The sequence below is a fragment of the Sinorhizobium chiapasense genome (assembly GCF_036488675.1).
Classification (GTDB): Bacteria; Pseudomonadota; Alphaproteobacteria; order Rhizobiales; family Rhizobiaceae; genus Sinorhizobium; species Sinorhizobium chiapasense.
The window spans coordinates 2,796,368-2,811,266 of the sequence record NZ_CP133148.1 but is presented as its reverse complement, the minus strand read 5'-3'; the positions used below and the strand labels follow the sequence as shown (position 1 = coordinate 2,811,266).

The following is a 14,899-nucleotide window of genomic DNA, read 5'->3' as shown; positions in this document are numbered from 1 at the left end:
ATGTTCGATCCGATTGTTGCGTTTTTTCAGCGTATTTTCACGGCGATCGGCCGTGGCATCGGGCTGGCGGTGGCCTGGCTTCTCTGGCCCTTCGTCGCACTTGGTAACTGGTACCGGGCAAGAAGTTGGATCATCAAGGGTCCGATCGGTGTCGTCCTGCTCGGGCTGATCGTATTCTACGGCTATTTCGTCTGGCAGACGCAGGCCTGGACCAATTTCGATCCGGACTATGTCGACCGGTACAAGCTCGCCGAGCGCAAGGTGCCGGCAGGGTCGCCGACGAGCGGCCCGGGGGCGACGACGACTGGGCAGTCAAGTGCAGGGGCCGCGGCAAACCAGGCTGCCGCCGTCGATCCATCGGGCGAGGCCAACACAACCGAGGCGCTCGCCGTGGCCCAACTGCCGGCGGGGACGGTTTGCCAGACTTCGGCGATCGTCGATGTCGCGGCCGATCTCATCGATTTCAACGTCAACCAGAATGCCTGGATTTCGTCGATGCTGCTCTACAAGCTCGGCTTTTTCGGGCTCGATTGGGACGATACGCCCTGGCTCGACAACAAGGCGTCGTTCCAGCGCGGGATAAACCAGGCGGTTCGCCGTACCGCGGTCGAACTCGTCGATTCACTCGGCCGCGTCCGGGGCACCTCAGGCGTCAACAATGACCTGCAGAGCGCACGCGGCAACATCCAGTTCGATGAAGAGACCTGGTATTTCGGCGTCAATCCGTTCGGACCCAAGACGCCGACACCGAGTTTCTATCGTGCGGCCATGCGCGATCTCAGGAAATTCAACGTTTCGCTCGGCAAATGCGAGGCGATCTTCGACGGACGGTCCGACAATATGGTAGAGTTCCTCGACCGCGTCGCCAACGACCTCGGCAACACCTCGGCGATCATCCGCGAGCGCTCCGAATTCCACAACGGCGGCTGGTTCGATACGCGCGCCGACGACCGCTTCTGGTTCGCCTTCGGCCAGCTCTACGGTTACTACGGCATTCTTTCGGCGGCCGGTGCCGACTTCGAGAATGTGGTGGCGCAGCGCGGTCTGACGCCGATCTGGACGGAGACGATGCGGCAGCTGCGCGCCGCCTTGAACATCCAGCCGCTCATCATCTCGAACGGCCGCGAGGATGGCTGGATCATGCCGACGCATCTGGCGACGATGGGTTTCTACATCCTTCGCGTGCGGTCGAATCTCGTGGAAATGCGCGATATCCTTGCCCGATGATGCACGGCGTGCAAGCGTAAGCACAAAGAAACAAAGCGTGCCCATTTTCGCGGAGGAGGCGGATTGGGCGCGCCACAAAAGGGGGAGCAGCCATGCCGGAGGTCAAATCCGATATCGAGATCGCGCGCGCCGCGAAGAAGAAGCCGATCCAGGAGATCGGCGAAAAGCTCGGCATTCCGCCGGAGCATCTGCTGCCTTACGGCCACGACAAGGCCAAGGTCAGCGCTGAATTCATCGCCGCGCAGCGGGAAAACGGAAACGGCCGGCTTGTCCTGGTGACGGCAATCAATCCCACGCCCGCCGGCGAAGGCAAGACGACAACCACCGTTGGGCTCGGCGACGGCCTCAACCGCATCGGCAAGAAGACGATCGTCTGTATCCGGGAAGCATCGCTCGGCCCCTGCTTCGGCAGCAAGGGCGGTGCGGCCGGCGGTGGTTACGCCCAGGTCGTGCCGATGGAGGACATCAATCTTCACTTCACCGGCGACTTCCATGCCATCACGGCGGCGCACAACCTGCTCGCGGCGCTGATCGACAATCATATCTATTGGGGCAACGAGCAGGCGATCGACATTCGCCGCATCGCCTGGCGCCGGGTGATGGACATGAACGACCGGGCGCTTCGCCAGATCGTCGGTTCGCTCGGCGGCGTCGCCAACGGCTACCCGCGCGAGACCGGCTTCGACATCACGGTCGCCTCGGAAGTCATGGCGATCCTCTGCCTTGCGATGGACATCAAGGATCTCGAGAAGCGGCTCGGCAACATCATCATCGGCTACCGGCGCGACAAGAGCCCGGTCTACGCCCGCGACATCAAGGCCGACGGGGCGATGGCGGTTCTGCTCAAGGACGCGATGCAGCCGAACCTGGTGCAGACGCTCGAGAACAACCCGGCCTTCGTCCATGGTGGCCCCTTTGCCAATATCGCCCATGGCTGCAATTCGGTGGTCGCCACGGCAACTGCCCTGAAGCTCGCCGACTATGTCGTTACCGAGGCCGGGTTCGGTGCCGATCTTGGCGCCGAAAAATTCTTCGACATCAAATGCCGCAAGGCCGGCCTGAAGCCGGACGCCGCGGTCGTCGTGGCGACTGTGCGGGCGGTCAAGATGAATGGCGGCGTGAAGAAGGAGGATCTGGGCCGGGAGAACATCGAGGCGCTCAAGAAAGGTTGCGCCAACCTCGGGCGGCACGTGCAGAACGTCAAGAAATTTGGCGTTCCCGTGCTCGTTGCGATCAACCACTTCACCTCCGATACCGAGGCCGAGATCCAGGCGATCAAGGACTATGTGAGGACGCTTGGCTCCGAAGCCGTTCTCTGCAAGCACTGGGCCGAGGGTTCGGCAGGGATCGAGGAACTCGCGCGCAAGGTCGTGGACCTCGCCAATGCGGGCCACTCGCAGTTCTCGCCACTCTACCCGGACGACATGCCGCTCTTCCAGAAGATCGAGACGATCGCCAAGGACATCTATCACGCGAGCGAGGTCATTGCCGACAAGCTGGTGCGCGAACAGCTTCGGACCTGGGAGGACCAGGGTTACGGTCACCTGCCGATCTGCATGGCGAAGACCCAATATTCCTTCTCGACGGACCCGAACCTGCGCGGTGCGCCGATTGGCCACACCGTGCCGATCCGCGAGGTGCGGCTTGCGGCCGGCGCCGGCTTCATCGTCGTCATCACCGGCGAGATCATGACGATGCCGGGCCTGCCGAAAGCGCCGTCCTCGGAAAGAATACGGCTCAATGAGGAAGGGCTGATCGAGGGGCTGTTCTGAAGGTGGCGCAGCGGGCGTGACGTTTCGCCCGCCGCATACCCAAACATCTCAGCCAAGACCGCCGATATAGTCGGCCTTGCCGATCGGAACGCCCTTGTGGCGAAGGATGTCGTAGGCGGTGGTGACGTGGAAGTAGAAGTTCGGCAACACGAACCTCAAGAGGTAGTCCTCGCCGCTGAAGGTCACCTTGAGGTTGGGGAAGTTGAGCGTCACTTCGCGGTTTTCGCTGCCTTCGAGGTCGGTGGGCCGGACCGTTTCCAGAAATGCGACCGTCTTGGCGATCCGTTCGCGCAGTTCGGCGAAGCTTTGTTCGTCGTCCGGGAAGCGCGGCGTCTCGATCTTCGTCAGCCGCCCGATGGCGTTCTTGCTGGTGTCGCTCGCCCGCTGCACCTGTCCGGCGAGCGGCAGCATGTCCGGCGCCAGCCGTGCCTCGAAGAGTTCAGCGAGCGGCATGCCCTTCTCCGAGGCGAAGGCCTCGGCCTTGTCGAGCAGGCCACCGAGGGCGGAAAAACCGCGGGTGAAGGCGGGCACGGAAAGCTTGTACATGGTTAGCGGCATGAATTGTTCCTCGGTCAGGTCGGTGGCGGGCGAAAAATGATGCGCAATAGATCGTGCTCGCCCGCGGCGATTTCAATCACGTCGCCGCTATCTTGCACGCTATGAGGTGGGAGTCGCGTGACCGCGCCGCGTGCATTCCTGGGCGGCAGGTATCGCCGTAACAGCCTGATTCGCTGCGCGACTTCGCCCTGCCCCTCACCCTAGCCCTCTCCCCGCTTGCGGGGAGAGGGGACCGAGAGGGCGCGGCAAGCCCCTTTTCGCCCGTCAGAACGGGGAGAAGGTCGCGGCAGCGGGATGAGGGGGAAAGCGGCGCGTAAACACAAGCTATCGACAGTAGCGATAGCCGTTCTTGCGTTCGATGACGTCGAAATGCAGGTGCGTCTCATGGGCGGCGTCGCTGCCCGGATCGAGGACAGTTGTGAAATAAAGGCAGCCCGAGGCCGTAACGGCGCGCTGAAACGCTCCGGTCAGCGTGCCATCCTCGTCGCGCGGCTGAATGGCAATTGTCCTGCCGTCGCCGAGCGTGAACGAGGCGATGTCCACCGCGTTGCCGTGGGCATGCTCCGATATCTTCCCGGTCGTTGCGTTGTTGCGCAGGCGGCAGACATAGGTCGAGGCCTGGTTCAGCGCCGTGATCCGGGTATCCGGTCCGAAGGCCGTGGCGGCCGCGGGGATCGCCGATTCCTTGGTCCAGCGGGCAAGCGCCAGTGCCGTCGCGCAGCGCATCGTCCCCTCCGGCTTCAAGGCGACGCCCGGCAAGATCGCAGTTACGCGAATCGGTTTGTCGATACCGCAGCCTTTGCCGTCGTCGATGCGCTTGCTGTCAGTGAATGTTCCACCGAGCGCCTTGAGGTCGGCGACGCAGGTTGCGTGCTCTTCGGCAGACTCCTCTTTCACCGGCGGGAATATTTCCTCAACGCTGTCGTCCTTGGTCACGTCCCCGGGGGCTCCCTCTTCTGTGCCCGGCTGAGCACCTGTCTTGCCATTGATCTTTGCGCCCTTGGGCGGCACGCCGGGCTTCGGCTCCGGGGTTGGCGTCGCTTGCTCGCCGGGGACTGCAGGTTTCGGGACCGGCACCGGACCCTTCCTGGGAAGGCTTGCGCCCGAAAGAATCAAGACGGACAACAGGATCATTCCGGCGGAGTGGCGCATGCAGGTCCTTCCCATCCGTTGCGGCAAAAGCCAAAACGCATGAGAGCAGATCCTGTTTCAAAATGTGCTGAAACTGAGGACGAGGCCGGCTGCGATCTGGAATCGGGACCCGCCGGCACCCCTAAATTTATATTGACAATTTCACTCATGTTTTTTATGTGGCGTAAATGAGGCGGCGCACTGACACGTCGCACGCATCCAAACCCTCGCCCAGCCAGCCCCTTGAGTTTGCCGCTCAACAGCAAGCCCGGCCAACATCTCAAAGGACTGGTCCATGCTCAACCGGCATCATCGCCTGGCTCTTCTCGCATGCACGGCATTCGTCACCCTGGCCGGAACAACGTTTTCCCACGCGCAATCGACCGAAGGGGCGGCGACTGCCGCCGAAAAGCAGGGGCGCGTAACGGCACTGAAGAAGCTGGTCGTCACGAACGGCGAGAAGGAGGGTGTGGCCGACACACCGCTTGCCGAGCGGGTCACCGAAGAGGAACTCGACAACAACCAGATATCGAGTTTCGAAGATCTGGGCAGAAGCCTTGAGCCCGGCGTGAATTTCAACCGCACGAACGGCAGCGTCAATATTCGCGGTCTCGAGGGGCCACGGGTGCTGACGACGATCGACGGAATCCCGATCCCCTTCCTTGACGACGGTGCGCGCGACGCAGATGGCGGTATCGACAGCTTCGATTTTGCCTCGCTCTCGACGATCGATATCGTGCGCGGCGCCGATTCGAGCCGCGCCGGCGGCGGTGCGCTCGGCGGCGCCGTCGTGCTGCGCACGCTGGAGCCGGAAGACCTGATCGGCGAAGGCAGGACCTGGGGCGGAATCTTCAAGTTCGCCTACGACGGTGACGACGAAAGCCTTGGCGGATCGGCCGCCGTTGCCGCGCGTTACGACAATACGGCCGTCCTGTTCCAGGGCGGCTACAAGAGGGGGCACGAACGGCAGAGCAACGGCGACGTCGGCGGCTATTCGACGACGCGCACCGAGGCGGATCCCGCTGACTACGACCAGAACAACCTCTTGTTCAAGGTGCGGCAATATACCGACAGCGGCCACACTTTCGGGCTGACGGCGGAACGCTTCGACCGCGACAAGGACATCGATTTCATGTCCGGCCAGAGCCTCCTCGGCAATTATCGGCCGGGCAACTACGACAAGCTCGACAATACCCGGCGCGAGCGCCTGTCGCTCGACTACGAATTCGAGGCCACCGATGACAGCGCCTGGTTCGACAGCGCTTCGGCCACAATTTACTGGCAGCGCCTGCTCCGCGAAAACGGTGTTGACGCCTTCCGCAGCACCTCGGTGATCGGCGAGTATTCGCGGCTCAACGAAGCGGAGGACGAGAGCTTCGGCGCCAGCGGTTACGTCGACAAGTTCTTCGACACCGGTCCCCTGCAGCATCGGGTCACGCTCGGCGGCGATTTCGCCGTCGGCAAGCTCCACCAGTATTCCTCAGGCGAGGACAGCTGCGACACGACGCCGAGCCCTTCCTGCAACTTCCTGCATACCAATCAGTCGGACAGCCCCGACGTCGACAGCAAGAAGCTCGGCATCTATTTGCAGGATCGCATCTCGATCGGTGATGGTCCCTTTGCGCTGACGCCAGGTCTCCGCTTCGATTGGTACGATTATTCGCCTCAGAATACGGCCGCCTATATGCGCAATCCCAACTATGACGGGTTGCCGCCCGGCCAGAGCGACCATGCGCTGTCGCCGAAGCTGCTTGCGACCTATCAGGCCGCCGAACAGGTTGAGCTTTTTGCACAGTGGGCGATGGCATTCCGGCCGCCGACAGCCGAGGAACTCTATCTGAACTATGGTGCGCCGGGCAGCTATCTTCAGATCGGCAATCCCGACCTGAAGCCGGAAACGAGCCACGGCTTTGAGGTCGGGGCCAATCTCGGCGACGAGGATTTCGGCGGCCGCGTAAGCGCGTTCTACAACAGGTACCGGAACTTCATCGACGAGCGCTGGAGCTTCGACCCGACCGGAACCTATCCGCTCGGCATTACCGAGGCGATAAACCGCGCCAACGTCTCCATTCACGGGATCGAGGTGTCAGGCCACAAGGTATTCAGCAACGGCTTTCACGTCCGAACCGCGCTCGCCTATGCCTATGGCCGGGATCTCGATACGGACGAGGTACTCGGTTCCGTGGCTCCGCTGAAGGGAGTCCTCGGTTGGGGTTATGCCACCGAAACCTGGGGAACCGACGTCATCCTGACGGCTGCGATGGCCGTTTCGGACAAGTCGACCAACAGCTTCAAGGCGCCGGGCTACGGCATCGTAGATGTCACCGGTTGGTGGGAACCGGAGCAGCTGCCGGGTTTGAGAGTGAATGCCGGCGTCTACAACGTCTTCGACAAGACGTATTGGGATGCCATCAACACCCAGAACACGTTCACGCAGCCGGCAGACTTCTATTCGGAGCCGGGCCGGACCTTCAAGATCTCGCTGACGCAACGCTTCTGAGCAGCCCAACGCACCCGATCGATCGAATGGGCGGCTCGCGGCGGCCGCCCGCTCCAACTCTGCTGTCAATCGCCGTTTTCCCGCTTGCGTGCATTCGCAAGCCGCGCTAACACTTCGCCCATGATAGACGCACGCAACATTTCGATCTGGTGGTGGGCTCGCTGAGGCGGCCTTGACCAGTCATGCGTGATTGAGACATGAAGCCGCCCGGAGATTTCGAGGCGGCTTTTTCGTATTCAAAGCCGTGTGGAAAGACCGGGCTTTTACGGAGCGAGGCGAATGGCAACGGTAATTCTGGAAGACGGCGCGGAGAGCTACACCACCGAAGGCGGCATCGTCGTCACGCGCAGGCGGCGCGATGCGTCCTACACGGATGCGATCTCGTCCTGTGTCGACAAGCTCGACGAGCGGCGCGGCGCGGTCTTCTCCTCGAACTACGAATATCCCGGCCGTTACACACGCTGGGACACCGCCGTCGTCGACCCGCCGCTCGCCATCTCTTCCTTCGGTCGCTCGCTCTGGATCGAAGCCTATAATGGGCGCGGCGAAGTGTTGCTGGCGCTTATCGGCGAACATCTGAAATCCGTTGCAGACATCACCATTGGTGCGTCGACGGCGCGTCGGCTCGATCTCACCATCAACCAGCCGGACCGGGTGTTTACCGAGGAAGAGCGCTCGAAGATGCCAACGGTCTTCACGGTCCTGCGCGCCGTGACGAACCTTTTCCATTCGGCCGAGGATTCCAATCTCGGCTTCTATGGCGCCTTCGGCTACGACCTTGCCTTCCAGTTCGACGCGATCGACCTCAAATTGCAGCGGCCCGACGACCAGCGCGACATGGTCCTTTTCCTGCCGGACGAGATCCTCGTCGTCGACCACTATGCGGCGAAGGCCTGGGTCGACTGCTATGACTTTGCCAAGGGCGGCCTTTCGACCGAGGGCAAGGCGGCGGAAATCGCGCCGGAGCCGTTCCGCACCGTCAATAGCATTCCGCCGCACGGCGATCACCGCCCTGGCGAATATGCCGAACTCGTGGTCAAGGCCAAGGAAAGCTTCCGTCGCGGCGATCTCTTCGAGGTCGTACCGGGACAGAAGTTCTACGAGCGTTGCGAAAGCCGGCCGTCGGAAATTTCCAACCGGCTGAAAGCGATCAACCCTTCGCCCTATTCCTTCTTCATCAATCTCGGAAACCAGGAGTATCTCGTCGGCGCCTCGCCGGAGATGTTCGTCCGGGTCTCGGGCCGCCGCATCGAGACCTGCCCGATTTCCGGCACGATCAAGCGGGGCGACGACCCGATCGCCGACAGCGAGCAGATCCTGAAGCTGTTGAATTCGAAGAAGGACGAATCCGAGCTTACCATGTGCTCGGACGTCGACCGCAACGACAAGAGCCGCGTCTGCGTTCCCGGCTCGGTGAAGGTCATCGGCCGTCGCCAGATCGAGATGTATTCGCGGCTGATCCACACGGTCGACCACATCGAGGGACGGTTGCGCGATGACATGGACGCCTTCGATGGCTTCCTCAGCCACGCGTGGGCGGTGACCGTCACCGGCGCGCCGAAGCTCTGGGCCATGCGCTTCATCGAGGGCCATGAGAAGAGCCCGCGCGCGTGGTACGGTGGCGCAATCGGCATGGTCGGCTTCAATGGCGACATGAACACCGGCCTGACCTTGCGCACCATCCGCATCAAGGACGGGATCGCCGAGGTGAGGGCGGGCGCGACGCTGCTCTATGATTCCAATCCGGAAGAAGAAGAGGCCGAAACCGAATTGAAGGCATCCGCCATGATTGCAGCCATCCGCGACGCCAAGTCCGCCAACAGCGCCAAGGCCGGGCGCGACGTTGCGCCGGTCGGCGCAGGCGTCAGCATCCTGCTCGTCGACCACGAAGACAGCTTCGTCCACACGCTGGCGAATTATTTCCGGCAGACGGGGGCGGCTGTCACCACGGTGCGCACGCCGGTCGCGGAGGAAATTTTCGACCGCGTCAAGCCGGACCTCGTCGTGCTCTCGCCTGGACCGGGCACCCCGAAGGATTTCGACTGCAAGGCGACGATCAAGAAGGCAAGGGCGCGCGACCTGCCGATCTTCGGCGTCTGCCTCGGCCTTCAGGCGCTCGCCGAAGCCTATGGCGGCGACCTCAGGCAACTGGCGATCCCCATGCACGGCAAGCCGTCGCGCATCCGCGTGCTGGAACCTGGCATCGTTTTCTCCGGCCTCGGCAAGGAGGTAACCGTCGGACGCTATCATTCGATCTTTGCCGATCCTTCCAGCCTGCCGCGTGAATTCATGATCACGGCAGAGAGCGAGGACGGCACGATCATGGGCATCGAGCACATGAAAGAGCCTGTGGCGGCGGTGCAGTTCCATCCGGAATCGATCATGACGCTCGGCGGCGACGCCGGCATGAGGATGATCGAGAACGTGGTCGCGCATCTCGCCAAGCGGGCGAAAACCAAGGCCGCCTGACGACGCTTGAATTTAGCGCCGGCGCAAGTCTGCACCTCACGGCCCTTTGACAAGCCGTGCATTATCACCCATATGGTGTTTGGAGCCCGCCTGCGCGAAAATTCGCGCGGGCGGTTTTGCGTTTGAATGGGCTTGCATTTGCAACTCGTTTGCATCTGCACGAGGAATGAAGATGACCGCGTCCGATAGCAGAACAATCCTGAGGCTGGCCTTTTGGGGCATGCCGCTTTCCATCGGTGTCATGGGGCTGAAGATGCTCGCCTGGTGGGTGACCGGTTCGGTTGCGCTGCTTTCCGACGGGCTGGAATCCATCGTGAACGTGATTGCCGCAGTGATCGCCTACGCGATGATTGGCTATGCCGCAAAGCCGGCGGATGCGACCCACCCGTTCGGGCACCACAAGGCGGAGTATTTTTCCGCCGTCATCGAAGGCGTATTGATCGTCGTGGCGGCTCTTCTCATCATGTGGGAGGCGGTGCCGGAGATGATGGCGCCAGAGTTGCTGAGCGCACCGGCGCTCGGTCTTGCGATCAATTTTGCCGCCAGTGTCATCAACGCGATCTGGGCTTATGTGCTGATCCGCGCCGGTGCCCGTTATCGCTCGCCGGCGCTGAGCGCCGACGGACACCACATTCTCTCCGACGTCGTAACGTCGGCCGGCGTGCTCGTCGGCCTTCTTCTTGCCATTGCCACCGGATACGCCATCCTCGATCCGTTGCTGGCGGTGATCGTCGCCGGCAACATCCTGTTCCAGGGCTGGAAGGTCATCTCGCGTTCGGTCGACGGACTGATGGACAGGGCCGTGCCGGCGGAGGAGGAGGAGGCGATCAAGCAGGCGATCGCGGCAAATGCCGGCGGCTCTCTCGGCGTTCACGATCTGAAGACACGGCAGGCTGGTCCGGCGATTTTCGTGGATTTCCACATGGTCGTGCCCGAAGCGATGCCCGTCGGCGACGCCCATGACATTTGCGACCGGATCGAGGACGCAATCCGCGTCGTTCATCCGGGCGCGAGAATAGCCATTCATGTCGAGCCGGAAGGCGAGAAGGCGCACGGTGTGCGCGTGAAGACCAGATCGGGATGAGGAAAAGCGTATGCGGTTTTCCGCCCGCATCCCGCTGTTACTATTTAGAATCGATCACGGCCAGGATTTGGGTCGTACCGACCCAAATGGTCGTGATCTAGTGGAGCAGTAAGGAAATGACAAAAACGGACGTATCGGGACTTTCACAACTAGGCACCAAGGTTGACCTGCCGCAGAGCCCGGATGAGGCGGTGCTGGAAAGGGTGCCGAGCAGCTATGCCGGCACGGATTTCGTCGTCCGCTTCACGGCACCGGAGTTTACTTCGCTTTGTCCGATGACGGGACAGCCGGATTTCGCCCATATCGTCATCGACTATGTGCCGGATGGCTGGCTCGTGGAGTCGAAGTCGCTCAAGCTCTTTCTGCACTCCTTCCGCAACCATGGCGCTTTCCACGAGGATTGCACCATCGACATCGCCAAGAGGCTGGTGTCGCTGCTTTCGCCGAAGTGGCTGAGGATCGGCGCCTATTGGTATCCGCGCGGCGGCATTCCGATCGATGTCTTCTGGCAGACGGGCAAGCCGCCGGAGGGCACCTGGCTGCCGGATCAGGGTGTGCCGACCTATCGCGGGCGGGGTTGATTCACTACAGCGCCGCGCGTCTTATCAGACGCGCAAAGGTCGCTGTAGCACTTTGAATTTCTGCATGTCTCCTTAAATCGACGTCGATTTAAGGAGACATGCAGTAGAGGGGCTTCGACAGGCCGATCTTCTCCAGATCGGTCTCCAGCACGGGATCGAAAGCAACCTTCCGCCAAAGCTGTCGATATCCAAGGTTGTGATAGAGTCGGAGGGCTCGGTCGTTTGCTGCAGCCACCTGGATCTGCGCCTGGGTGCGTCCCCGCTCAGCGATTTGCGCTTCAAGCGCCGTTATGAGGGCCGTTCCGGCGCCCCGTCCTTCAAAGGCGGGGGCTACCCAAATATCGCTGATTGTATCGTCTTCGCGCAAGCGCCGAGACCGGCCGGTTCCCCACCGATTTCGGCGATCAACACACGCGACCCCAACTCCCTGAGGAACGGAAGGAACGGGTTGCGGCGCTCGATCTTTGCCGCAACGCGCGCCGGAACAAGCGGCTTTATTCCCCTGCACCACGCGGATAGACCAATCTGAGCAAGAGCTTCCAGCTCGTGCGGCACAGCGGAGCGGATTACCGGCATTTCGGATTTCCTCAAAAAATGGTCGGGGTCGGTCTGGCTGGAAGGCGAGCCGGTGCCCTGCGCTGCTTTCATGACGCACTGATATTATTGGCCTTTCGCGCGCCATCCAAACCGCGTTTCCGGCTCCAACATTTACCATGGCGGCAGCGCCTACAATTCGATACCGCCTTCGATCGCCTCTTTGCATTGTCTTCGCTGTCGAGTCGCATTATCTCACTTTGTAGACATTTCATGAGGAGTCCGAAGAATGCGGAACGACGACGAACAGGAAGAAAAGAAGACCGAATTGCCGCTCGGCAAGGAAACGGAGGCGAACCTTTTCAAGTCGCGTTCGATTTTCATCTACGGGACGATCACGCAGGAATTGGCGCAGAAGGTTTGCTCGCAACTGGTGGCGCTCGCTTCCGCCAGCGACGACGATATCCGCATTTTCGTCAATTCTCCCGGTGGCCACGTCGAGTCCGGCGACAGCATTCACGACATGATCAAGTTCGTGAAGCCGAAGGTCTGGACGATCGGTACCGGCTGGGTCGCCTCCGCCGGCGCCCTGATCTATGTCGGTCCGCCGAAGGAACGGCGCCTTTGCCTGCCGAACACGCGCTTCCTGCTGCACCAACCGTCCGGCGGCACACGCGGCATGGCCTCCGATATCGAGATCCAGGCACGTGAAATCCTCAAGATGAACGAGCGCCTGAACAAGATCTACTCCGAAGCAACCGGCCAGCCGGTCGAGAAGATCGCCAAGGATACCGACCGCGACTACTGGCTTTCTGCCGAGGAGGCGAAGTCCTACGGCCTCGTTTCGCGCATCATCACGTCGATCGCCGACGTCTGACGGTCGGCAGCAAATCACATTGAAAGGCACCGGCCGCGCGCCGGTGCCTTTTCTTTGCATCGCTCTCGCTTCCGCGGGTGCAACCGCTTCGGCGCGATATTGGCGCCATCGCACTTGCCCTGTTTCGGCAGGCCGTGTATAGGCTTTCGCATGACCAGCGCGAGCGCACATAAGATCGCAACGATCTTCCCCGGACACGATGACAATCGTGCGCCGTCTCGCGCCTTCGCATCGCTTCTTCTTCTCGGCCTTATTCGCGGTTGCCGGGTTCGCTGAGGAGCGCCCGGCGGCCGAAAAGCCTAGCCGGCAGATGCTCCTCGAATCCCAAGAGAGCTGAAACAAAAGGCGCGGCCCGCACGGCGTAGCCATCGCAATGTTTTCGACGATCGGCTATTGCATGTGGCAAGCCACGCTCCAGTGACGAAGAGAAGCTGCAATGATTCTGAAATCGCATTCCATCAAGTCCGGCATGCCCGAGGCGGCGGCGAAATATCAGCCTTACCCGCAGATCGCGCTGACGGACCGGACGTGGCCGTCTAAGACCATCACGCAAGCGCCGATCTGGTGCTCGGTGGACCTGCGCGACGGAAACCAGGCGCTGGTCGATCCGATGGGGCACGACCGCAAGGCGCGCATGTTCCATCTGCTGGTCGACATGGGCTTCAAGGAAATCGAGATAGGCTTCCCGTCTGCCTCGCAGACCGATTTCGACTTCGCACGCTGGTGCGTGGAGGAGGGCAGTGTCCCCACCGACGTGTCCTTGCAGGTGCTGGTGCAATGCCGGCCGGAACTGATCACCCGCACGTTCGAGGCACTCCGCGGCGCGCATCGGCCGATCGTTCATTTCTACAACTCGACCAGCGAGTTGCAGCGTCGCGTGGTGTTCGGCAAGGACGTCGCCGGCATCAAGCAGATCGCGACCGATGCTGCCAAGATGATCACCGACATGGCGGCGAAGGCCGGCGGCGGCTATCGCTTCGAATATTCGCCGGAAAGCTTTACGGGCACCGAGCTCGAAGTGGCGCTGGAGATCTGCAACGCCGTCACCGAAATCGTCAGGCCGACGCCGGACAACAAGCTGATCATCAATCTGCCCTCGACCGTCGAGATGGCGACCCCGAACATCTATGCCGACCAGATCGAGTGGATGTGCCGCAATCTCGACAACCGCGAGAACCTGATCATCTCGCTGCACCCGCACAACGACCGCGGCACCGGCATCGCCGCAACCGAGCTGGGCCTCATGGCCGGCGCCGACCGCGTCGAGGGAACGCTCTTCGGCAATGGCGAGCGCACTGGCAACGTCGATGTGGTGACGCTGGCGTTGAACATGTTCACACAAGGGGTGGACCCCACGCTCGACTGCTCGGATATCGAGCGGATCAAGGAAGTCTACGAATATTCGAACCAGATGGTCATTCCCGAGCGCCACCCTTACGTCGGCGAACTCGTCTATACGGCTTTCTCCGGATCGCACCAGGACGCGATCAACAAGGGCATGAAGGCGATCAAGCAGGCCAACAAGCCGCTCTGGGAGGTGCCTTACTTGCCGATCGACCCACGCGACGTCGGCCGCAGCTACGAGGCGATCATCCGGATCAATTCCCAGTCCGGCAAGGGCGGCATCGCCTATATCCTTCAGGAAGACTACGGCATCAACCTGCCGCGCAACCTGCAGGTCGAGTTCCGCGAGGACATCCAGCGCATCACCGACGTAGAGGGCAAGGAACTGCCGTCGAAGCGCATTCATGCCCGTTTCCTTGAGCGTTACGTGGAACAACCCGACGCGCGGCTGAAATTCGTCGACCACCACACCTATCCGGTCGGCGAGCACAAGGGCCTGCGTGTCGTTGCCGCGGATATCACCGACAAGGGCGAGGCCAAGCGGATCGAGGGCAAGGGCACCGGCCCGATCGACGGCTTCATCAATGCGCTGTCGATCTACCTCGGCATCGAGCTTTCGGTGGCCGACTATTCGGAGCATTCGCTGCAGCATGGCTCGAATGCCGCGGCCATTGCCTATGTCGAGGTCGAGTATCCTGGCGGCACGCTGTTCGGCGTTGGCATCAACACCAATATCGTCGCAGCCTCGCTGGAGGCGATTGTCTCGGCTGCCAATCGCGTGCTGGAGATGAAGGCGGTGTAAGGAACGCCGACATCGGCCCA

Annotated in this window: 11 protein-coding genes and 1 pseudogene; 9 read left to right on the top strand and 3 right to left on the bottom strand. The window is 61.7% G+C overall.

The window, feature by feature from the left end; genetic code table 11:
* Together RB548_RS13600 and RB548_RS13595 are read left to right on the top strand one after the other, a co-directional pair.
* Positions 1–1,227: a DUF2333 family protein gene (locus RB548_RS13600; protein WP_331371819.1), complete on the top strand. Its 1,227-nt coding sequence runs from the start codon at positions 1–3 to the stop codon at positions 1,225–1,227.
* Positions 1,228–1,319: 92 nt separating this feature from the next.
* Entirely contained in the window at positions 1,320–2,999 is a 1,680-nt protein-coding gene (locus tag RB548_RS13595) for a formate--tetrahydrofolate ligase (protein WP_331371818.1), read from the top strand.
* A 48-nt stretch (positions 3,000–3,047) separates the two neighbouring features.
* Here RB548_RS13595 and RB548_RS13590 read toward each other — a convergent pair whose 3' ends face one another.
* Both RB548_RS13590 and RB548_RS13585 read right to left on the bottom strand, forming a co-directional pair.
* On the bottom strand, positions 3,048–3,557 hold the full coding sequence (locus tag RB548_RS13590; protein ID WP_331371817.1) for a DUF1993 domain-containing protein: 510 nt from the start codon (positions 3,555–3,557) through the stop codon (positions 3,048–3,050).
* A gap of 324 nt (positions 3,558–3,881) precedes the next feature.
* Complete coding sequence (locus tag RB548_RS13585) at positions 3,882–4,709, bottom strand: extensin-like domain-containing protein (protein WP_331371816.1); 828 nt, start codon at positions 4,707–4,709, stop codon at positions 3,882–3,884.
* 274 nt (positions 4,710–4,983) lie between these two features.
* Between RB548_RS13585 and RB548_RS13580 the strand changes: the two genes are divergently transcribed.
* From RB548_RS13580 to queF, 5 genes are all read left to right on the top strand, one after another.
* Complete coding sequence (locus RB548_RS13580) at positions 4,984–7,188, top strand: TonB-dependent hemoglobin/transferrin/lactoferrin family receptor (protein ID WP_331371815.1); 2,205 nt, start codon at positions 4,984–4,986, stop codon at positions 7,186–7,188.
* A gap of 120 nt (positions 7,189–7,308) precedes the next feature.
* Positions 7,309–7,353 (top strand): trpE operon leader peptide TrpLE, encoded by a 45-nt coding sequence (gene trpLE / locus RB548_RS13575; protein WP_180941519.1) that lies wholly within the window; start codon positions 7,309–7,311, stop codon positions 7,351–7,353.
* A gap of 114 nt (positions 7,354–7,467) precedes the next feature.
* Positions 7,468–9,657, top strand: coding sequence for an anthranilate synthase (locus RB548_RS13570; protein WP_331371814.1), 2,190 nt, complete (start codon positions 7,468–7,470; stop codon positions 9,655–9,657).
* A 172-nt stretch (positions 9,658–9,829) separates the two neighbouring features.
* A complete protein-coding gene (locus tag RB548_RS13565) occupies positions 9,830–10,741 on the top strand; it encodes a cation diffusion facilitator family transporter (RefSeq protein ID WP_331371813.1) in 912 nt (303 codons plus the stop codon).
* 116 nt (positions 10,742–10,857) lie between these two features.
* A complete protein-coding gene (gene queF / locus RB548_RS13560) occupies positions 10,858–11,322 on the top strand; it encodes a preQ(1) synthase (RefSeq protein WP_331371812.1) in 465 nt (154 codons plus the stop codon).
* A gap of 88 nt (positions 11,323–11,410) precedes the next feature.
* Here queF and RB548_RS13555 read toward each other — a convergent pair.
* A pseudogene (locus tag RB548_RS13555) lies at positions 11,411–11,898 on the bottom strand (GNAT family N-acetyltransferase).
* Positions 11,899–12,145: 247 nt separating this feature from the next.
* Between RB548_RS13555 and RB548_RS13550 the strand changes: the two are divergent.
* Both RB548_RS13550 and leuA read left to right on the top strand, forming a co-directional pair.
* Positions 12,146–12,733: an ATP-dependent Clp protease proteolytic subunit gene (locus RB548_RS13550; RefSeq protein WP_331371811.1), complete on the top strand. Its 588-nt coding sequence runs from the start codon at positions 12,146–12,148 to the stop codon at positions 12,731–12,733.
* A 436-nt stretch (positions 12,734–13,169) separates the two neighbouring features.
* Positions 13,170–14,879, top strand: a complete 1,710-nt coding sequence (gene leuA / locus RB548_RS13545) for a 2-isopropylmalate synthase (protein WP_331371810.1) — start codon at positions 13,170–13,172, stop codon at positions 14,877–14,879.
* The last annotated feature ends 20 nt before the right edge of the window (positions 14,880–14,899 follow it).